Annotated in this window: 8 protein-coding genes; 7 read left to right on the top strand and 1 reads right to left on the bottom strand. The window is 67.7% G+C overall.

Translation table 11 applies throughout. From position 1 onward, the window contains the following. The first annotated feature begins 228 nt into the window (after positions 1-228). Positions 229-1,611 (top strand): c-type cytochrome, encoded by a 1,383-nt coding sequence (locus tag IPK20_22655; protein ID MBK8019195.1) that lies wholly within the window; start codon positions 229-231, stop codon positions 1,609-1,611. 83 nt (positions 1,612-1,694) lie between these two features. Further along, positions 1,695-2,309, top strand: coding sequence for a response regulator transcription factor (locus tag IPK20_22650; GenBank protein MBK8019194.1), 615 nt, complete (start codon positions 1,695-1,697; stop codon positions 2,307-2,309). A 21-nt stretch (positions 2,310-2,330) separates the two neighbouring features. Here the strand turns inward: IPK20_22650 and IPK20_22645 are convergent, their stop codons facing one another. After that, positions 2,331-4,172 (bottom strand): response regulator, encoded by a 1,842-nt coding sequence (locus IPK20_22645; GenBank protein MBK8019193.1) that lies wholly within the window; start codon positions 4,170-4,172, stop codon positions 2,331-2,333. A gap of 332 nt (positions 4,173-4,504) precedes the next feature. Here IPK20_22645 and IPK20_22640 point away from each other — a divergent pair, with 332 nt between their 5' ends. The 5 genes from IPK20_22640 (at position 4,505) to IPK20_22620 (ending at position 22,569) form a co-directional block, all read left to right on the top strand. Continuing rightward, positions 4,505-5,143, top strand: coding sequence for an LEPR-XLL domain-containing protein (locus IPK20_22640; GenBank protein MBK8019192.1), 639 nt, complete (start codon positions 4,505-4,507; stop codon positions 5,141-5,143). Then, the gene (locus IPK20_22635) at positions 5,050-8,163 is read left to right on the top strand and encodes a hypothetical protein (protein ID MBK8019191.1); all 3,114 of its coding nucleotides are present in this window, start codon (positions 5,050-5,052) and stop codon (positions 8,161-8,163) included. Before IPK20_22640 ends, IPK20_22635 begins: the two co-directional genes overlap by 94 nt. Beyond that, complete coding sequence (locus IPK20_22630) at positions 8,067-9,374, top strand: hypothetical protein (protein MBK8019190.1); 1,308 nt, start codon at positions 8,067-8,069, stop codon at positions 9,372-9,374. The genes IPK20_22635 and IPK20_22630 overlap by 97 nt, the downstream gene beginning before the upstream one ends. A gap of 164 nt (positions 9,375-9,538) precedes the next feature. Next, the gene (locus IPK20_22625) at positions 9,539-17,185 is read left to right on the top strand and encodes a cadherin-like domain-containing protein (GenBank protein ID MBK8019189.1); all 7,647 of its coding nucleotides are present in this window, start codon (positions 9,539-9,541) and stop codon (positions 17,183-17,185) included. A 626-nt stretch (positions 17,186-17,811) separates the two neighbouring features. Beyond that, a complete protein-coding gene (locus tag IPK20_22620) occupies positions 17,812-22,569 on the top strand; it encodes an LEPR-XLL domain-containing protein (GenBank protein MBK8019188.1) in 4,758 nt (1,585 codons plus the stop codon). Positions 22,570-22,617: the final 48 nt, after the last annotated feature.

Genomic DNA, 22,617 nt, shown 5'->3' with positions numbered 1-22,617 from the left:
AACGTCAGGCGCACGACGAACGAAACGCGGGTACGGGCGTGGCATGGATCGTCCGGCACCGCCAAGATCGCGTACCCGCGCCAGCGAACTCGCATGCACTCGACAAAGCGTTCCAGACCTCTCAAGCACGCCGCGGCACGCACCTTCGCGTCATTCGCCAGATGGACCTCTGTCGCGACCACTGGCGTGGGGCAGCCCTCGTTCAAGAGAATCGCCCGGGCGGCAGCGATGGCCCTCGCCGCGGGCGGATTCAGCGTCCTCGGTGTCGCCGACAACAGCCTCGACGAGCTCTCCGCCGGAACCTTCACGATCAGGCGTGCCGACAAGGGCGCCTATTTCGATCCGGCGCCCGTCCTGTCCGAACGCCAGCTGGACGCGTTCCAGCGGGGCAAGGCCGGTTTCAACCGCCCCTGGGTGGTGTTCAGCATCAGCACGGGCGACTGGGGGGTGGGGCCGACATTCATCGCCGACCGCTGCAGCGGCTGCCATACGCGCGGTGGACGGGGCGAGCCGCCGGAAGATCCGGACGAGGAACTCCTGTCCACGCTCGTGCGGCTGAGCGTTCCCGGCACCGATTTCCACGGCGGACCGAAGCCGCATCCGCACTACGGCGACCAGTTGCAGAACCGGTCGCTGCAGGGACAGACGCTGGATCTCATGCCCGCCTACGCACCCATCCCCGCGGAAGCGTCGGTTCGCCTGGACTGGGACGAGACCTCGGTGGCGCTCGCCGACGGTACTGCCGTTCCGCTGCGCCGCCCCAGGATCCGCATCGCGAATCTGGCCTTTGGAGCGCTCGGTGACGACATCCTGACGTCGCTGCGCAATGCTTCGCCGCTCATCGGGCTGGGCTTGCTCGAGGCGGTGCCGGAAGATGCCCTCCTGGCGATCGCGGACCGGCAGCGGACGCTCGGCTACAACGGCCGTCCCAACCGCGTGTGGGACGGCATCAACCAGCGGGTGGCCATGGGCCGTTTCGGCTGGAAGGCCAATCAGCCGACCCTCCGGCAACAGATCGCCGCCGCCGCGATCGGCGACATGGGGGTGACGTCCGCCCTGTTTCCGAAGCAGAACTGTCCCGACGTGCAGGACCACTGCCGGCGGGAAGTGCCCGGCAACGATCCTGAACTCTCCGATGCCGCCTGGAACGACATGGAGATGTGGGCCACCGGGCTTGCCGTGCCCGCACGCCGGCAGTGGAACGACGCCACGGTCCAGCGCGGCGCCGGGTTGTTCGAGGCCCTGGAATGTTCGGTGTGCCACGTGCCGACGCTCGTCACCGCGGAGTATTTCCCGCGGCTTCCTGAGGCGTCCCGCCAGGTCATCCATCCGTACACCGATCTGCTGCTGCACGACATGGGACCGGATCTCGCGGACGGGCGGCCCGACTTCGAAGCGGGCGGTCAGGACTGGCGCACGCCGCCCCTGTGGGGCCTGGGCCTGTCGAAGACCGTGAGCGGCAGCACGGCCCTGCTGCACGACGGGCGTGCCCGCAACGTCACGGAAGCGATTCTCTGGCACGGCGGCGAGGCGCAGCGTTCGCGGGACCGGTTCGCCCGGTTGAGCAAGGAAGACCGCGATGCGCTCGCCGCGTTCGTTGGTGCGCTCTAGATCCTTCCCATGCCGCCCATCGGCGAGGTCCCTTCGCGATCGTGATCCAGGATGTGGCTTCGGCCGGAGTCGGGTCGGGAACCGTGGCTATCATCGTCGCCGACGACCACGACCTCGTGCGGATCGGGATGCGCGAGCTGCTGCGCGGCTGGAATCCTTCCGTCACGGTGGTCGAGGCGGCTGACGGCCCGGCGTTGCGAGCGCTTCTCGGCGACGGGAGACCATGGGATCTGCTGGTGCTCGATCTCGCCATGCCGGGGTTCCACCCGGACGCTGATCTGTGCTCGGTGAGGCAGGTGGCGCCGGATCTGCCGATCCTGATCGTCTCCGGAAACACCGATCCCGCGGTGATGCGGCGCGCGCTCGATCTGGGCGTGGCCGGATTCCTGCCGAAGGCCACCGATGGACGCCTCACGCTGAAAGCGATCGAACTGGTTCTCGCAGGCGGGCGATACGTGCCGGCGGAGGCGCTGGAGGGAGGGCCTCGCGCGGATCCGGCAGGAACCGGCGACGGGGCCGCGGGGTTGCTGACGCAACGTCAGCACGAGATCCGCGACCTGCTCCTGCAAGGCCTGCCCAACAAGGTGATCGCCGCCCGGCTGAACATCGCCGAAGCCACGGTGAAGATGCACGTCACGGCCATCCTGCGCGCCCACGGCGTGCAGTCACGGGCGGCACTGCTCGCGAAGATCCGCTGAATCCGGCCGCAGACGCGGCGCTCAGAATCCCAGCCTGGCCAGCGACGCGTTCCAGCGGTCGGGCACCACGGGTTTGTGCAGGATCTCCAGGCCCGAGGCGAGAAGCTCCTGCAGCGCTTCCGGCGCGGTGTCTCCCGTGACGATCAGGAACACCGGCGAAGGCTCGATCTCGCGCCCGAGTTGCCGGGCGAGTTCCAATCCGTCCCCGTCGCCCAGGCGCCGGTCCAGGATGACCAGTTCCGGACGCCAGCGGCCGTCCTGAAGCTGGGCCCGCGCATCGGCTGCGCCCCTGGCCAATCGCGCGTCCCATCCTTCTGCACGAAGCAGCGATTCCAGGGCGTCGAGCACGGCCGGATCGTCGTCCACCGCCAGCACGCGGGCCCCGGGACGCGAACGCCGCACCGGCGCCGCTGCATCCGCAGGAACGGGAGTGTCCGTCACGTCCGGCGACGCGGCCACGGATTCCGGCGCGAACACGATGCCGAACACGCTGCCTTTCCCGGGAGCCGATCGCAATGCCACGCGGGCGTTCATCAGGCGGGCGAGCCGGTCGACCGTCGCGAGCCCCAGTCCGAGGCCCTGGACTCCCGCCCGGCCACCATCGAAGCGGCGGAACTCCTCGAACACGGCGCGATGATGGATAGCCTCGATGCCGCGGCCGCTGTCGCGGACTTCGAGCGTATGCGTGCGCGCCCGCCACGCGACGAGCACCCCGCCTTCCTCCGTGGCGTCGAGCGCGTTGGTGACGAGGTTCGACACGATGCGCCACAGGGCCAGGCGGTCGCCGTTGACACGTCCACTGGCGGGACGGCAACGGAACCACAGACCGCGCTCCTCCGCCAGCGGCTGGAACTGCATCTCCACCTGCCGCAGGAAGGGACCCAGTTCGATCCACTCGAACTGCGCCGTGCGCGTTCCGGCATCGAGCCGGGCCTGGTCCAGCAAGGCATCGAACATGGACGCGAGCCGGTTCGTGCAGTCGCGGGCACGGGCGATGGCGTTTGCGTCCGGGGTGTTCGCGGCGGGCGATTCCATCGCCGACAGGGTCAGCGACAGGGCGTGCAGAGGCTGGCGCAGGTCGTGGGTTGCCGCGGCGAGAAACCGTGCCTTCGCCCGATTGGCCGCAAGGGCCTCGGCACGGGCGGATTCCGCCGCTTCCCTCTCCCGTTCGGCGCGCGCCGTCTGGCGTGCGAGCCGGGCCGCAAGTTCCTCGTTCTCGAAGCCCACACGGATCGCACGTCGCAGTGCGCGGGCCTGGACCTGCGCGAACGGAATCAGCAGTACGTAGAACGCGCCGAGCGCCAGCGCCACACCCAGGGCGGTCCGGCTGCCCTGTGCCGCATGGACCGCGGCGAGCGGCGCGAGCACCGTCGCCGCGCCGATCACATAGGACAGGGGCCAGAGCATCGCATTGGACGCGTAGACGCCTGCGGCGTAGACGATGACCAGCGCAGTGTTGAGGAACAGCACATCGGGCACGTCGCGGAGGAACCACGGCATCCATCCGGCGGGGGCGACCGACACGACATTCGCGAACAGCACGTGCAGCCGCCGCCAGAACACAGGATCGTCATGGACCCCGGCCCCGTGCCGGCGCTGCACCAGATGGAAGCCGAGATACACCGTGTTGCACGCGAGCCACAGGCCCAGCCAGGAAAGCAGCACGGAAGCGGGCGCACCGCGCCAGTGCAGCCAGACGGCGAGCAGCATCGCCCCGTAGTTCGTCACGATGCCCGGAATGTCCTGCTCGTAGAGCAGGCGCGTGATCTCCCGTTCGATGCGCAGGTTCAGGTCGGGCAAGCGCGGGGAAACTGCCTCGTTGTCGGTCGGCATCGCCATGTCGTCACGAAGGGTCCGGCGCATGGTCGGTGATGACAGGTCCGGGCGCAAGCCACGAAGTTGCAGCAGGCACATACCAAGGTGGGCAGACCTTGGTATGTACCGGACCGACGATGGGTGATTTGAGCTTGTGCAGATGGGCTTTCCGCGCCGGGTGGCATAGCATTCAGGCGCGCGTTCCGGTATGCATTTCGCTACCGGGCTTCGTGCGCCGTCGACACAAGAACAACGGAGACCCCCATGCCAGTGCGTCCGCACGACCGATGTGCCGTGCCTGCCGATTGCCAGTCCGGGAGCAGGCCATGAGGCTGCGGCACTGGTTCGATCGGTGGCGCTCTCGCTCTGTTCGCCCGGCCGTGCCTCCGGGCATCCCGTTCCGCCGTCGGGCCGTCTTCGAAACGCTCGAACCGCGCCTGCTGCTGTCAGCCACCCCGACACTGCTCGGGACGATTCTCGACGACAACGACGTGTCCGGGAACCCGGCGATCTACGGGACCCTCGGCAACGACATCATCGACGGGCTTGCGGGCGATGACGCGATCTACGCCGACGGGGGCGGGGGCAGCGGGGCCGGCGGCGGCGACGACATCCTCGTGGGGGGCAACGGTCGTGACTACCTCGACGGCGAGGACGGCGACGATTGGCTCGAACCCGGCCCCATGGATCCGCCCGTGACGGCGAACCAGACCGTCAGGGGGGGCGACGGCACCGACACCCTGTTCCTGCGCGGCGCGCCGACCGACTACGATTTCTTCGACTACAGCGGCGGCTTCATCGCCAATGCGATCGGGTCGAACGCGCCGGAAGGGCAGGTGGCCGCCTTCGAGGTGGAACGCGTCGCCTTCGGCGTGCCCTGCTGGACTACGCCGACGGCTCGGCGGCGGCGCTCGCCATCGTCGACGTGGCGCAACTGGTGCCGGGGTTCGCCGGGGACCGCGCCCCCATCGCCTTGGCCGACACGATCACCGGCGGACGCGGTGCGAGCGAGATCCTGATCCCGCTGCCGCAGCTGCTCGGCAACGACCTCGATCTCGACGGCGACGCTTTCGTCCTCGCCGAACTTATCGGGCCCCCGGGCGTCACGGTGGAGGGCTTCGACAACGATCCGTCGAGCCTGCTGCCCGACGTGCCGGCGGAGTTCGCCGCCGACTTTCCGGAGGGGTTCGTGCGCGTGCTGCTCGATGCACCGCTCACGGCGCCGGTGACGTTCGACTATCGCCTCGCGGACGCCGCGACCGGTGCAGTGATCGGCAATGCGGCGACGGTGACGATCCGGCCCAGCGCGCTGCCCACCGCGGCGGACGACACGCTGCGGGCGACGCTCGGTCAGGACAATTACTTCGATTTCGCTGCGTTGCTTGCCAACGACAGCCCGGGGCTCACGTTCCGGGGCATCGTGCCCGGCAGCGTCACTCTGGGCGACAACGTTGCGGTCGAGGACTACGGCAGCACCCTGCGCGTCGCCAGCTTCGGCACGACGCCCACGAGCGTCGGCTTCGCGTACGAGGCGGAGGATGCCTACGGCAACCTCGCCACGGCGAACGTCACGGTCGAAGTCTTCAACCGCGCGCCGGTCGTCGCCGACGGTGCCGCCGTCGTGGCTCCCGGCGGCACCTACACGCTGCGCTTCGCTGATCTGGCGGCGTTCCCCGGCACGTTCGATCAGAACGGCCATGCGCTGTCGATGGCCTTCTACGCGACGGCCGTGCCGTCCACCGTGACGCTCCAGGGCTTCGAGGACCGCATCGAGTTCACGTTCGCCGCGGGCTATGCCGACGACTACGCACTGGACTTCGCACTCGCCGACCCCACGGGCGCGCAGGACGCGGGACGCTTCCGCTTCCTCACGACGACGCCTGCCGCGCCGGTGGCCGTGGCCGACACGCTGCGGTGGGCGGTCAGCGGTGGCCCGGGTGAGGCCTTCGGCACCCTCAGCCTGTCGCGCCTGCTCGCGAACGACGTGATCGCGCCCGGCACCCGGGTGTTCGCCGACTTCGCCAGTTTCACGCAGCCGGCCCACGGCATCCTGTACGTGGAGCCCGGCAACCCGAACAGCGTCGTCCCCACGACCGATCCGCTGAACCTGATGCTGAGCTACATCCCGAATGTGGGGTTCTCGGGTCAGGACACGGTCACCTACGACCTCGTGGACGAGTTCGGCCGGCGCAGCGCCGCGACACTCACGTTCGATGTGTCGGTCCCGAGGCCCGTGATCCCGGAAACCGTGATCCCCGTCCCCGCGGGCGCGACGAGCGTGACATTCCCGGTGTCTGCACTGCTGGCGAACTCCACGGTCGGCGGGCCGGTGAAGTTCTCGGGCTACGCCATCCGCTTCGACGAGGACAGCGGGGTCCTGTCGGCGAACGTCGATCCCGTCACGGGCGACTACCTGAGCTTCACCTATACGCCCGACGTGAACACGGTGCTCGGCCAGGATGCGTTCTTCATCGGCTTCATCGACCTGAGCGCGGACGGCGGCAGCGGACGAGGGGCGACCTTCGTGCGCTTCGCCGCGGCCACCGGCGGTGCGACGGTCGCCCTCGCGGCGGCCGATGCGGGAAGCGTGCTGGAAGGCAACGCTGCGGACCCGGCCGCGAACGGACGGCTCGACTTCGTGATCGTGCGCAGCGGCGACCTCGGTTCGGCGGGCAGCGTCGAGTTCGCGCTGGACGCCGCGCCGGGCAGCACGCTCACGGCGGCGGACGTGGGGCGGGTGACGGTGGGGGGCAACAGCGTCGGCGCGGGTCTCGGCCAGTTCACCGCGAACTTCGCGGCGGGGCAGGACCGCGTCACTGTGTCCGTCTTCGCGGCGGGCGATCTCGTGACGGAGGCCGTCGAGGCGGTGCGCCTGACGCTCACGGGCGGGACGGGCGTGACGCTGTCCACGACGGGGCCGCTGAGCGCCAGCGGCGGGATCCTCAACGACGACCTGCCGCCGCCGGTGTTCACGCTGCAGCTTCTGGAGAACGTGACGGCCGAGGGCACCGGGGCGGGCAATGGCGGTACGGCTGCCTTCCTGATCCGACGCGATCCTGCGAGCGACCTGAGCGCGGCGACGATCAACGTCGCGGTCGCTGCGGCCGGGACGAACGCCGCAAGTGCCGACGACCTGGTGGACGGCTTCGCGGTCCGGCAGATCGAATTCCCCGCGGGGGCGGATTTCCTCACCTTCTCCCTGCCGTTCGTGCCCGATGCGCTGTTCGAGCCCGACGAGAGCGTGTCGGTGGCGCTCGTGTCGAGCACGTTCGGCACGGTGGATACGACGCCGGTCACCGCGGTGATCCTGAACGACGACGCGCCGCCGCCGGTGTTCACGCTGCAGCTTCTGGAGAACGTGACGGCCGAGGGCACCGGGGCGGGCAATGGCGGCACGGCCGCCTTCCTGATCCGGCGCAGTCCTGCGAGCGACCTGAGCGCGGCGACGGTCACCGTCGCGGTCGCCGCGGCCGGGACGAACCCCGCAAGTGCCGCCGACCTGGTGGACGGCTTCGCGGTCCGGCAGATCGAATTCCCCGCGGGGGCGGATTTCCTCACCTTCTCCCTGCCGTTCGTGCCCGATGCGCTGTTCGAGCCCGACGAGAGCGTGTCGGTGGCGCTCGTGTCGAGCACGTTCGGCACGGTGGATACGACGCCGGTCACCGCGGTGATCCTGAACGACGACGCGCCGCCGCCGCCGGTGTTCACGCTGCAGCTTGCGGAGAACGTGACGACCGAGGGCACCGGGGCCGGCAATGGCGGTACGGCCGCCTTCCTGATCCGGCGCAGTCTTGTGACCGACCTGAGCGCGGCGACGGTCACCGTCGCGGTCGCCGCGGCCGGGACGAACCCCGCAAGTGCCGACGACCTGTGGACGGCTTCGCGGTCCGGCAGATCGAATTCCTGCGCGGGGCGGATTTCCTCACCTTCTCCCTGCCGTTCGTGCCCGATGCGCTGTTCGAGCCCGACGAAAGCGTATCGGTCGCGCTCGTGTCGAGCACGTTCGGCACGGTGGATACGACGCCGGTCACCGCGGTGATCCTGAACGACGACGCGCCGCCGCCGGTGTTCACGCTGCAGCTTGCGGAGAACGTGACGACCGAGGGCACCGGGGCCGGCAATGGCGGTACGGCCGCCTTCCTGATCCGGCGCAGTCTTGTGACCGACCTGAGCGCGGCGACGGTCACCGTCGCGGTCGCCGCGGCCGGGACGAACCCCGCAAGTGCCGACGACCTGGTGGACGGCTTCGCGGTCCGGCAGATCGAATTCCCCGCGGGGGCGGATTTCCTCACCTTCTCCCTGCCGTTCGTGCCCGATGCGCTGTTCGAGCCCGACGAGAGCGTGTCGGTCGCGCTCGTGTCGAGCACGTTCGGCACGGTGGATACGACGCCGGTCACCGCGGTGATCCTCAACGACGACCTGCCGCCGCCGGTGTTTGCCATCACTTCGACCGGCCCGCGCAGCGTGGCCGAGGGGACGGCGGCGGATACGGGCGGAGTCTTCACCTTCACCGTCTCGCGGGTCAGCGGGGATCTGGGCGCAGCGCAGGTGTTCTTCTCGACCCAGGGCGGCCCTGCGCCGTCGGCCGTCCTCGACGACCTGGTCGAGGGGATGGGCAACCTCTTCTGGGTCGACTTCGCGCAGGGTCAGTTGACCGGGACCGGCAGCGTGCTGATTGCGCCCGACAGCACGCTGGAGACCGACGAGAGCGTACGCATCACGCTCGACGGCAGCACCTACGGCACGACGGACACGACGCCCTACGACTTCACCATCGTCAACGACGATCTGGCGCCGGCCGACCTTTCCCTCAGCCTTGTCGTCAACGCCGAAGAAGTCGTGGCAGGCGGCACCGCCGACGTCGTGGTGCGCGTGGACAACGCCGGCCCGACAAGCGCAGGCGGCACGGTCCGGCTCACGCCCGGCCTCGGGGTGAGCTTCCTCGGCACCAGCGAAGGCTTCGACCCCGCCACGGGACTCTGGACCTTCGGCCCGATCGCGGCCGGCGGCTTCGTCGAGATCGCCATCGAGACGATCTTCGCCACGGTCGGCACGCCCGATGTCGTCGCCGAGATCATCACGGCCTCGGTCCTGGACCCCGACAGCACGCCTGGCAATGGCACGACCAACGGCGAGGACGACAGCGCGGCCGCGTCGGTTCCGGTGACGTCCGTGGCGCCCTTCGCCGAGGACCTCGTGCTCGCGGTCTTCGAGGATGACCGGACCTGCACTTCTCGCTGGCGAGTCTGACGACCGATGCCGACGGCAACGTCGCCCGCTGGACCGTCAGCGCGGTCGCGGGCGGCACCCTCGCGAGTTTCGATCCCCTCACGGGGCTCGGCGTCTTCCGGTACGCAACCAACTTCAACGGGGTCGCCCGCATCGACTGGACGGTCACCGATGCGACTGGCGCCATGGACAGCGCGACGATCACCCTCCAGGTCGCCCCCGTCAACGATGCGCCGGTGGGTACGCCGGACCATGTCACGACGACTCTGGAAACACTCGTGTCGATCACGCCGCTGGTCAACGACACGGACGCCGAGGGCGATGCGCTTCTAATCTTCTTGCTGGACCGGCCCGGAGGCGGTGGGGTGGTCCGGATGTCCGAGGATTCCAGGTCGCTGCTCTACACGCCCGATGCCAGTTTCGTCGGCACCGACACGATCAGGTACCAGCCCTTCGACGGCACCGCCCTTGGGGAAGTGACGACCATCACGGTCGACGTCACTGGTCCGAAGCTCGCCTGGAGCAACCGGAATGTCGGTGCCGTGCGGGAGGGCACGCCCGGTGTGTCGGGTGGTGGCAGTCTGTTCTTCACTCTGGTGCGATCCGGGGATACCAGTTCGATCGCGACTGTGACCCTCGATCTTGTGGGCAACATCGACCTCGACACCGCCCCCGCGGATCTGACCGACGTTGCCGAGGTGCGGGGAGCGACCCGGGACCCCATGTCATTCGACGAGTTTCCATACTATTTCGTCACATTCGCCGTCGGTCAGACGGAGGCAGTGATCGAAGTCGTGACCGCACCGGATACGGCACTGGAGCCGGATGAGATGATCAGTCTCAGAATGATCCGGAGCACCGGCGTCGGATTGCCTTTTTCGCTCGTGTTCCATCACGTCGACTGGTTCGAACAGGGTGCTGCCATCGGTCACGTGCTCGATGACGACTCCCCCGTGGTCGAGATCGCGACCGTGACGGAACAAGTGCTCGAAGGCACGGCACCGGGCGCAGGTGCGGCCGGGACCGTCGTGTTCCACCGCTCGGGGGACCTGAGCGCACCGACGACGGTCACGTATGTTCTGGAGGCGGATGCGCGTGCGGGCGCATCGAGCGCGAGCGCGGATGATCTGGTCGATGGCTTCGGCACCCGGACGGTGACGATTCCCGCGGGCCGGGACCAATGGACGGTGGATTTCACCACCACGGCCGACCGGATCCGCGAGCCCGACGAGACCTTCGTGGTCAGGGTGACGAGTGTCGAGGGCGGGACGATCGGTGCCGGCAGCTCCCGCGTCGTGACGATCACGAACGACGATCCTGCCACCTCGGATATCTCGCTGGATTCGCGGATCCTGGTGGACGGCGACATCGTCGGCGTCGACGAATTCGGTTCGCGGGCCGGCACGACCTACACGCTGCGCCTCACGTCTCGGAACGCGGCGGATGCGGATGCCGCGGCGGACGCTCGCGTCCGCATCACCTTCCCCGACGCGGCCATCGACTGGCGTGGCCTGCTGCCCGAGGATGCCGACGTGCAGGTCGACGACATCTCGGCGAGCGGGATGCAGACCCTCTGGTGGCAGGTGGGCGCGCTCGCGCCCGGCGAGTCCGCCGACCTCGACCTTCAACTGGCATCGCTGCTGCCGACGGAAGTGCAATTGCTCGCCGAGGTGTGGGAGAGCACCGCGCCCGACGCCGACAGCACGCCGGGCAACGGCGTGGGGGCTCACGAGGACGACGCGCTTGCCGTCGTGCTGTACGCGACGCCGGGCGACCCGCCGATCGCGCGGGCGGACACCTACACCGTCGGCGAGGGCCGCACGCTGACGGTGCCGGCGAGCCAGGGGCTGCTGGCGAACGACACGCTGTCGCCCGGAAGCACCTTCCAGGTGTCGGGAAGCCATCCGGGCGCGACGCTGAACGTCGCCGCCGACGGCAGCTTCACGTTCGACGCGCCGCGAGTGGACTCGGTCGACACGGACTACGCGTTCTCCTATGTCGTGACGGATGCGTTCGGACAGACGAGCGCGCCGACGGCTGTCACGTTCCACGTGCAGGATCGTCCGCACACCTTCAACTACTCCGTCGGGATCGATGTCGCATCGCCGACGATCGACGCCATCACTGGCGTCCAGACCTTGCGCTTCTGGTTGGAGAACGTCGGCACCGAGACCATCGAGGCGGGGTCGTTGCGCCTCGGATTCGACAACTTCACGGTGACGGACGTGCGCAGTACGGGGGTCGTGACCCTGCTTCCCGGCAGCGCCGCCGTCTTTGCGAGCCTGCTTCCCGACACCGCTACCTTCTCCTTCACCGACCTGGCCGTCGGCGAGATCGCCGAGGTGGTGTTCACCGGCTTCAGTCCGCGGGGTGGCGTCGGGCGGGTCGGACTTGAGATCACCGGCGCCACGATCGACGGCGACGTGCTCTCCGCCAGTCAGTACAGCTTGATCTTGGAGAGCCCCGCGTGGACGGTGATTCCGCCGACTGCGGACCTGTCGCTGTCCACAGTGCTGCTGGTGGACGGCGCCCCGGTGGGCATCGATGAGATCGGCGTCGCGGCCGGAACGGAGTTCACGCTCCGGCTCGTCGCGGAGAACGCGGCGATCGCGCGCGCGGCGGAATCCGCAGTGCGCCTCACGTTCCCCATCGGGGCGCTGGACCTGCGCGGTGTCCTGCCCGAGACGGCGGACCTGACGTACGAGCCGGTCGGCAGCGACGGAGTGCAGGTGCTGACGTGGCGACCCGGGGCACTGAATGCGGGAGCCTCCGCGACACTCGATCTCGTCGTGTCGCCGCTGGTGCCGCTGGAGAATCTGTTCCGCGCCGAGATCGTGAGCAGCAGTGTCCCGGATTCGGACAGCACGCCGGGCAACGGGGCGGGCCATGCGTTCGGTGCCGAGGACGACGAAGTGAAGGTCGTGTTCTACGGCACCCCTGGCGCGGCGCCCGTCGTGCGCGCCGACAGCTTCACGGTGGCGGAAGGCGGCACGCTCACGCTGCCGCCGAGCCAGGGATTGCTCGTCAACGACGATGTGCTCCGTGGCAGCATCATCACCGTCTCGGGTAGCCACCCGGGCGTCACGTTGAACGTCGCCGCCGACGGCGGAATCACGTTCGTCGCACCGAGCGGCATCACGGCCACGTCGGTGTACGTCTACAGCTACACCGTCACCGATGCGTTCGGACAGACCAGCGCCCCGGCGACCATCACCGTGCAGGTGGACGACCGGCCGAGCCCCATCGGGCAGTCCGACGCCTACGTCGTGTTCGAAGGCGAGACGCTGGATGTCTCCGCGCTGCTCGGTCTGCTCGCCAACGACGCGCCGGCGCCGGGCACGCAGGTCGCCAGCCACAGCCGCGCCATCGGTCGGCACGGTGACGGTGAATTCCGATGGCGCGTTCACCTTCGTCGCGCCGGCCGCGGTGACCGAAGACACCTACGCCACCTTCGACTACGTGCTCGTGGATGCGCAGGGGCAACGCTCGGCGCCGATCCCCGTGACCGTGCTCGTCGCAAACCGCCAGCTGTACGCCGACGTGTCGGTGGAGGTCCTGCCTGCACAATCGGTGTACGACTTCGGCACGACGCAGCAGTCGGTCACGGTGCGCGTGCGCAACGACGGCCCGAGCGCGGTCGACGAGATGCAGGTGGCGTTCGGGTACCAGGACTTCTCGGTGGTGAGTGCCATCACGGCCTCGGGCGCGTTCGCGTTCGACACCGGCATCGGATCGTGGACCGTGGGACCGCTTGCGGCCGGCGCCAGCACCGATCTCGTGATCACCACGGGAACGGCCATGGGCGGCGTCACGCCGCGCCTCACGGCGGAGATCATGCAGGTGCGTCGCACGGGCGAGGTCGTGCTCGATCCCGACAGCACCGCCGGAAACGGCACGGGGCGGGGCGAGGACGACGAGGCGACGGCCACTTGGACCGTGAGCCGGCCGAGCGCGGATCTGGCTGCCTTCGTGAGTCGAGGCACGACGCGCACGCCGATCGTTGGCGAGAGTGTCGAGACCTCCGTGAGCATTTGGAACGGAAGTGGTCTCACGGTGGACAACGCTGTCGTGCGGGTCCATTTCGTGAATTTCCAGGTTACTGCGTTCACGCCGGAACGCGGCAGCTACGACGCCACGACCGGCGTGTGGACGGTGGGTACTTTGGGGCCGAACGACGCGGTGGGGATGCGTCTCGTGGGCAACAGTCCTGCAGCCGGATGGGTCCTGGTGAGCGTGTTTGCAAGTCCCGTGACGGTCAACGGGGTGGCCAACGTCGATCGCAACACCAACAACAACGAGGATCGCGAGCAGTGGTCTGCTGTTGCACCGAGCGCGGATCTGGCTGCCTTCGTGAGTCGAGGCACGACGCGCACGCCGATCGTTGGCGAGAGTGTCGAGACCTCCGTGAGCATTTGGAACGGAAGTGGTCTCACGGTGGACAACGCTGTCGTGCGGGTCCATTTCGTGAATTTCCAGGTGACTGCGTTCACGCCGGAACGTGGCAGCTACGACGCCGCGACCGGCGTGTGGACGGTGGGCACTTTGGGGCCGAACGACGCGGTGGGGATGCGTCTCGTGGGCAACAGTCCTGCAGCCGGATGGGTCCTGGTGAGCGTGTTTGCAAGTCCCGTGACGGTCAACGGGGTGGCCAACGTCGATCGCAACACCAACAACAACGAGGATCGCGAGCAGTGGTCTGCTGTTGCACCGAGCGCGGATCTGGCTGCCTTCGTGAGTCGAAACGACGCACGCCGATCGTTGGCGAGAGTGTCGAGACCTCCGTGAGCATTTGGAACGGAAGTGGTCTCACGGTGGACAACGCTGTCGTGCGGGTCCATTTCGTGAATTTCCAGGTGACTGCGTTCACGCCGGAACGTGGCAGCTACGACGCCGCGACCGGCGTGTGGACGGTGGGCACTTTGGGGCCGAACGACGCGGTGGGGATGCGTCTCGTGGGCAACAGTCCTGCAGCCGGATGGGTCCTGGTGAGCGTGTTTGCAAGTCCCGTGACGGTCAACGGGGTGGCCAACGTCGATCGCAACACCAACAACAATGAGGATCGCGAACAGTGGTCTGTCCCGCTGCCGCCGCGCCCCTCGGGCCTGCCGGACGACTACACCACGGACGAAGGCGTTGCCCTCGTGGTACCCGAGGCGACCGGCCTGCTCTCGAACGATCGGCAGTCGCGCTTCACGATCGTGGACAGCGTCACGCCGCCGACACTCGGCACGCTGCAGCACCAGTCCGACGGCAGCTTCACCTACACGCCGCCGCGGCACGTGGTGGGCGACCAGCGCGCCACGTTCGTGTACACGCTGCGCGATGCGTCCGGGCAACTCTCCGATCCGGTCGAGGTGTCGATCGTCGTGCGAGACGTGATCGTGCCCGCCGACCTGTCGCTCGCGATGCAGATGGTCGTGGGCGGGGTGGTCCAGACGGGCGCGCATTTCGGCTTCGATCCCGGTGAGACGTTCACGCTGCGACTCGTGGCGCGCAACGACGGTCCGGGCACGGCCGACGCCGTCGTGGTGAGATTGCCCCTGTCCGGCGAGGATTTCGACGTGCTCGGCACGCTGCCGGAAGACGCGGATCTCGTGCGCGACGACTTCGGCTACCTGTGGAACGTCGGCACGCTAGAGGCCGGCGATGCGGTCACCTTCGACGTGGAACTACGCACGCATCGCCGCGGTACGTTCGAGATGCACGCCGCGATCGTGCAGTCCACGTCGCCCGACCCGGACAGCACGCTGAACAACGGCGTGGCCGAGGACGATGAAGCGGGCTTCACCGTCGAGGTGGAGAACGCGGCGCCCGTGGCGCGGCCCGACCGCTACGTGGCCGAGCCGGGCGTCACGCTGCAGGTGGCCGGGCCCGGCATGCTCGGCAACGACACCGACGCCAACGGTGATGCGCTGTTCCTGGACTTCGGTGCGCTGGACACCACGGGGCTCCAGGGCGACCTGACGTTCGTCTCTTCCGATGGCAGTTTCGAATTCCGGCCGGCGGACGGCTTTACCGGCACGACGGGTTTCACGTATGGCGTCCGGGACGTGTTCGGGGACGTCACGCTGGGTACCGTCACCCTGGACGTGATCCCGCGTCCGCTCGTGGTCACCGCATTCACGCCGACCGTCAGCGGATTCCGCATGACCTTCGATCAGGCGATCGACCCCTCGACGCTTCAACCGTTCGGAGAGGCGGGGCGGCCCGCCGGTATCACCGATCTCGAACTCGTGGGGGGCACGTCGGGGCGCGTACGCGGATCGGTCATCGTCGATCCCGACGGACGCGGGTTGTCCTTCGTCCGATCCGGCGGCGCGCTGGCCCCGGACACGTACACCGTGACCGTGCGGGGTGACGAACTTGGTGTACGCAGCGGGTTCGGCGGCCGGCTGGACGGGAACGGCGACGGCACGGCCGGTGACGACTTCACGGGACACTTCACGGTCCGCGCGACCGATGGCTCGACGCTCGGCCTGCCCGATCTCGTACGTGGACCCGGGCAGACTGCGGTGCTGCCGGTGTCACTGACCCAGGCCGCCGGGGTGACGGAGCTCCAGTTCGATCTGCTCGATGCCGGCAGCGATCTCGGTGTGATGGCGTTGAACTTCAGTGGCGGCCTCACCGGCAGCATCGCGTTGACGGCCATCCGGGACGGGCTGCACGCCACGGTCGTGTTCGACAAGCCGCTCGAGCCGGGCACCCGGACGCCGTTGACGCTGGACGTGGGGATGCTGGCTCCGACGGCCTACGGCACGGCCCATCGCATCGCCTGGGGGGACATCACGCTGAAGCGTGGAGCCAGGGGCCCGGTCGAGACGGTCCGGGGTGACGACGCCGTCCAGGTCTCGGCCTACTTCCTGGATGCGAGCGGCAACGGCGGGTACAGCATGCTGGACGTGCAACGGCTGCAGCGGGTGCTGTCGGGGCAGGACAGGGCACTCGACTCCTACCCGCTGGTCGACCCCGTGCTGATCGGCGACCTGAACGGCAACGGCCAACTGACCAGTCTGGACGTGAACCGGTTCATGCAGTTTGTGCAAGGGCAGGCGAGGCCGGAGATCCCGGCGCTGCCGGCGGGGAGCAGCCCGCTCGCGTTCGGCGGACCTGCGAGGAACGTCGGGCTGGGCGGAAGCGGCAGTGCCAGTGCCGGAGACCTGGTGAGCATCCCGCTGACGATCGACACCTCCACGGGGGTGGAAAGCCTGACGGCGAAGATCGTCTACGACGCGAGCCGGCTGGAGTACAAGGGGGTGAGGCTGGCCACCGACTTCCCGTACCGGCTGGTGAAGCACGTAGCGGGGGAGTTCGTGCTGGACCTGGCGCGGTTGAATGCGCTGGGAAGTGGCTTGACCGAACTGCTGGAGATCGACTTCCAGGTGAAGGCGGGAGCGGCGGAAGGGGGAGCGGCGATCGACCTGCAGGTGCTCACTCTGAACGACGGGAAGCTCAGCCAGAGTCCGGCGAGCCAGGCGGGGGTGGACGGGACGGATGCGCAGATCACCGTGGTGGCGGTGCAGCCGCCGGCGCCGGTGATGCTGAGGAGCACGGCGGCGAGTGTCGAGACGGGGAACCTGGTGCTGCCGGTGCCGGGACCGGAGACGAACGGCGGGGGCGCGCCGCAGGTGAACTGGAGTGTGCCGCTGGCCACGCCGGAACCCGCGGCCCCGACGCCGGCGACGGCCACGACGGGAGACGACTGGAAGAAGACGGCGTGGGCGAAGGACCTGACGCAGCGGCTGGCGCAGATGAGCATGGCGGTGGCCCAGCCCCAGGCCCAGGGCAAGACGGGAATGCTCAAGACCCTGCTTGCCGCACTGACGCGGCACTGAAGCGGTACTGACCGGAACGCCCGAGCCGTCGGGGCCAGGATGCCCGGCGTGTCTCGGGGCATCGGAGGCGAGGGTCTGACAGATTCGTCAGGGTACTGCCGCGCACAGCGCGCGGCCGTCCCGGGATGCCAGACCGGACCGCAGGAAATCTTCCCTGCAGAACCTGATCTGCCGGCCCCGTATGAGATTTTTCATACGGGCATGCGCGGTCCTGCCGAGGTCTTGCCGTTCTTCTGCGACAGAAAAAAACAACCTCGATAAATCAAAGGCAACGAGCAGCTCACCCGCCTTTCCGAACGCACGGATGGCCTCCCGTACTCCCCCGTATCGCGCGTGGACAAACCTAACGAATTGACGTAATTTTCGAGCCATATACGAGGGGAGACCGGACCACTTGAGCAGCCCGCCGAGGCTGCCCGCCGCCCTTCCAGAAAACAATACCGATGGCCCAGGACGGCGCGCCCCCGCGCGCCGTCCATGCGCCGTTCGGATGCCGGCAAGTCCGGCGCGAGACATGCCGGCCCTGCGGCTTCAGTCGACTGGCCGGCATGAACAAGACCGAAGGCAGTGAGGGATCGCCTCGATTCGCCCGGCCCCGTGGCGGACGTGGTTCCCGGGAGACCACCATGCTTGCTCAGCGGATTCTCAATCGACTATTCCGTCGTCAACCCGCGTCCGTTGTTTCCCGCCCCCCCAGGCTGCCCTTCCGGCGCCGGGCCCTGTTCGAGGCGCTCGAATCCCGGGTGTTGCTGTCCGCGGACCTTGCGCCCAATACCGAGAATCTGATCTCCAACGGCGTGCAGCAGCTCGGCACGTGGGCCGAGGGCCTCGCCAACGTCGAGCAGCTCGCGAAATCCCTTCCGGTGGTCAATCAGACCATTGGATCTTCCCTGAACATCGCCCAGATCATTCACGACCGGATCGTCATCCCGGTACAGGGCTATCTGGCGCAGGGCGGCACGCAGACCACGGACGGGATCGTCTCCGCGTTGAACGCGGTCCTCGGACCGGGAACCGTGACAGGCGATCAGTACGGCGACGAGATCCGCTTCGACCTCGTGCTCGACGAGACCCGCACGCTGCAGGACCTGCCCTTCGCCCTCGAGGCCACCAGCACCGGGATCGCGCTGACGGCCGACGCCAACGGCAAGCTGGATGTGAACTTCGATCTGGATCTGGACTTCTCGTTCGGCATCGACCTGCGCGACGGGCTGGCGCCCGAGGAGCGCTTCTTCATCCGCGTCGACGACTTCAAGGCCGGCGCGTCGGTCAACGCGGCCCTCGATTTCGGGCTGGCCGTGGGTTTTCTCGATGCTCAGGTCCAGGGCGGTACGCTCGCGCTCAACGCGCTGCTGGATCTCACCCTGCTCAATCCCGACGGGGACGCGAACGGCAACATCACGCTGTCCGAACTGCTGGGCACCACCATCGAGACGATGGTCGATGCGCAGGTCGTCAACGGCACGATCAACGGCAATCTCCCCGTGGCCGTCCAGGCGCTGGGCAGCTTCAACGCCGGCAACGCGGCGGTCTCGATCACCGGGACCAACGTGTTCGAGCAGACGCCCACCGTCGGTGTCACGGGCACGCTGGCCGAGGACATCCTGAACTTCGGCCGCGCGCAGCCCACGGCGGTGCTGCAGACGCTCAATCAGGTGGCCGCCTGGCTCAACGGGCTTCGCACGTCGGATGCCTTCGACGGCGTCATTCCGCTCGCCGAGGGGCGCACGTTCACCGAAGTGCTGCGTTTCGCGGAAGGATTCACCACCGGGCTCATCGATCAGCTCATCGATCCCGAGGGGGTCGCCACGTTCACCACGGCCCAGACGTTCGCGCAGAAGCTGTCCGACGTGCTGGGCATGCCCGCGGGCGCGATCAACGCCAGCTACAACACGTCCACCAACCAGCTCACGTTCTTCCTGCGGCTGCAGAGCGCGTACGCGGCATCCTCCGACCCGATCAAGTTCAACCTGAACCTCGCGCCGCTGGGCGGCATCACCACCTCCAGCGTGTTGTCGATCGACTCGAGCGGAACGGTGCAGTTCGTCCTGGGGTTCGATCTGTCGCCCTTCTCGGCTGTCCTGATCGCCGACGACGTGCTGCCTGCCAACGGTCAGCTCTCGCAGCCCGCCACGCTGAAAGTGTCCCTGGACAACGCTGAGTACGTGGATGTGGTGATCCCGCGCGACACGACCAACACGACGCGCGCGCACCTCATCACCGACATCAACGCCGCGTTCACCGCGGCAGGGCTGACCGGACTCACGGCATCGCTCGATGCCAATCGTCTCAAGCTCACCCACGCGGGCGGCTTCGTCGGCGCCTTCCTCAACATCCTGGTGCCGGACATCGCCACCAACACCGCGGTCACGGAACTGCACCTCAAGGCGACCAACACGGCCGTCGACAGCCTGCCCAAGAAGGCGTTCCTGCGCGACGTGCGTGCCACGGGCAACGTGACGGTCTCGGCGGCAGACGTGGATGCCAGCGCGAACATGGGTTTCTTCGGCGTGGGCATCCAGAACGGCACGGCGTCCGCTTCCGCTGCCATCGATGTCCAGTTCCGCAAACCAGGACAGCCTGCCGCGATCATGCGGTTCTCGGATCTTTTCGAGGGCCTCAACAATATTCCGCAGTGGACATCCATCGCGTCCACCGGAACGCTCAACGCGTCGCTGCCCATCTCCGTCACGGGCAACGTCATCGGTCTGCCCGGCGCGCCGCGGGTGCAGATCAGCATGAGCAACGTGTTCCAGCCCAACACGCTGCAGGTCACGTTCCCGGACCTGCAGCCGCTGCTCAACTACCGCGAGCTGGGATTCGACGACATCGTCACGGCCTTCGGTCAGCTCGTGACCTATCTGGGCCAGATGGAAGGCTTTTCCTTCCTCAACCAGGATCTGCCGCTCATCGACCGCAGCGTCACCGATCTGGTGAGCTTCGTCTCGAAGTTCTCCGATGCCAAGACCGCGCTGCAGAACGGCGGGGCCGCAACGATCCAGGCGCTGGAACAGGCGATCGAGCAGGCCTTCGGCATTGCGCCGTCGGCGCTGTCGGTCGTGTTCGCGAACCAGTCGATCGAATTCACGCTGAACCTTTCCAAGGCGTTCTCCGACGACATCGCGCTCGACCTGGACCTGGGCCAGCTCGCCGGATTCACGAACACCGACGGGAACAATCTCAACGGGATCGGCGATCTCATCGACGTCGGCGGCAGCGGTGCGCTGTCCGTCGAAGCGGCGGCCGCGCTCAACTTCGTCTTCGGCTTCGATCTGGCGACGCCCACGACGCCGCGCGCGTACATTCGCGACGACTCCAATCTTGCGCTCACCGCCAAGGTGAGCGGCACCAACCTCGACTTCGACGCGGCCCTCGGACCCCTGGGCATCTTCATCCGCAATGGCTCGGTCTATCTCGACAACGGCTCCGGTGTACCGGCGAGTTTCACGCTGTCGTTCAAGCCCGTGGCGGGCGACCGCTACTACAGCAACCAGTGGAACACGGGCGCGCTGAACGCCGTGCTTGCCGGACGCGCCGGCGCGACACTTCCCGTGTATTTCCCCACCGTCACCAATCCGGTGGGCGGGGCGGGCAACAACAACATCCAGCTCACCATCGGCAACCTCGCCAACATCGCGGGGACCACGACGCTGACGGCGCCCAATCTCGCCGCGGAGATCGGCAGCATCGACCTGTTCAGCAACATGAACAGCTTCGTCGACGGCATCGATCTCATCCTTGCGACCATCCAGGATGCATTGGAAGGGCAGGTGTTCGGCGTCAATCTCCCGTTCGTGGGCGACGGCCTCAAGGACGGCGTCAAGTTCATCGAGAACCTGCGCACCAATGTCGTCCAGAAGCTCAACGACGCTCTGGCCGGCGGGACGCAGTCCGCAACCCAGGTGAAGCAGATCCTGTTCGACGCCTTCGGCCCGGGGGGAATCGGCATCCTGCTCGACGGGGCGGACGCAGGATCGCAGGTCACGATCGACGACGTGGGCTTCACCACGGTCGACGGCAACAACGACGGCCTCGTCGACGATGTGCTGTTCGAGATGAAGCTGGGCGTGCTGGCCGAGGCGCCCATCGATATCGGGTTCGATCTGGGCCTGCCGGGCCTCGGTCTGGCGGTCGCCAACAACTCCGCTGCCGTGTTCTCCATGGGCTTCACGTACGACCTCGCGATCGGCGTGAGCCGGACCGACGGGGTCTACCTGAAGACCAACGACACGGAGGAAGTGTCGGTCTTCTTCGATGCCCGCCTCAAGGATTTCGCGCTGGGTGGCACGCTCGGATTCCTGCGGCTGAAGATCCAGGACGAGACCAACGACGACGATGGCCAGGACCCCAGCTTCTTCAACGGGTCGTTCTCCATCGACATCAAGGACCCCGTCGGCGGCAACAACCGGCTCACGTTCAACGAACTGGGCAGCGGCGGATTGAGTTTTGCGCAGGTGATCGACGCCAAGCTCACGGCCAATGCGCTCATCAATCTGGACCTCACGCTGGGCGTGCCCGGCGACTTCGACGTCACCGATCCCAACGACCCGGATTTCCTGAGCGACCAGTTCCCGTCGCTGCAGGCGGATTTCAACCTCACCTGGAATTTCACGCCGGCCAACGGGTTGTCCGGCAGCCTCCAGAACGTCTCGTTCGACAACGTCCGCCTGAACTTCGGCGAGTTCCTCGACAGCTTCCTCGGCCCCATCGTCGACAACATCTCGGGCATTTTCGACCCGTTGAAGCCGATCATCGACGCCGTGACGGAACCGTTGCCGGTCATTTCGGACGTGGCAGGCGAGGACTACACGCTGCTCGACCTGGCTGCGGACTTCGGCTTCATTCCGGAATCCACGGCGGACTTCGTCGAGGCCGTGGGCGACATCCTCGATTTCGTCGACATGATCCAGTCGACGGCCGCGGACGGCACGTTCATCAGCTTCGGCAGCTTCAACCTGAACGGCGTGGATCTGCGCAACGAGTCGTCGAAGAGCCAGCTCTCCAGCTCGAGCATCTTCGGCGGACGCACGACGGGTCCGGGTTCGAGCCTGTCCGACCAGTTCGCGTCCATCGCTCCGGGGCTCAAGTCGCAGAAGGAGAAGATCAAGGGCGCGGAGGAGGGCTTCAAGATTCCGCTGCTGGAGGATCCGCTGTCGGCGTTCAAGCTGATTCTCGGGCAGAACGTGGACCTCTTCACGTACACCACACCGAAGTTCGAGTTCGGCTTCGACTTCGAGCTGGAGTTCGGACCCGTGGCCGTGGTGATGGGGGTGCCCATCTACGTGATCTTCGGTGGCGGGGCGGGGCTGGAAGGCCAGTTCACCTTCGGCTACGACACGCAGGGCATCTTCGACCCGAGTCCGGTTTCGCGGCGGATCTGCTGAACGGCTTCTTCATCGCGGACCACGACGCGAACGGCAACGACATCGACG

It is taken from the genome of Betaproteobacteria bacterium (genome assembly GCA_016713305.1).
Classification (GTDB): domain Bacteria; phylum Pseudomonadota; class Gammaproteobacteria; order Burkholderiales.
The sequence above is the reverse complement of the archived record's forward strand: the minus strand, read 5'-3'. Positions and strand labels throughout refer to the sequence as shown.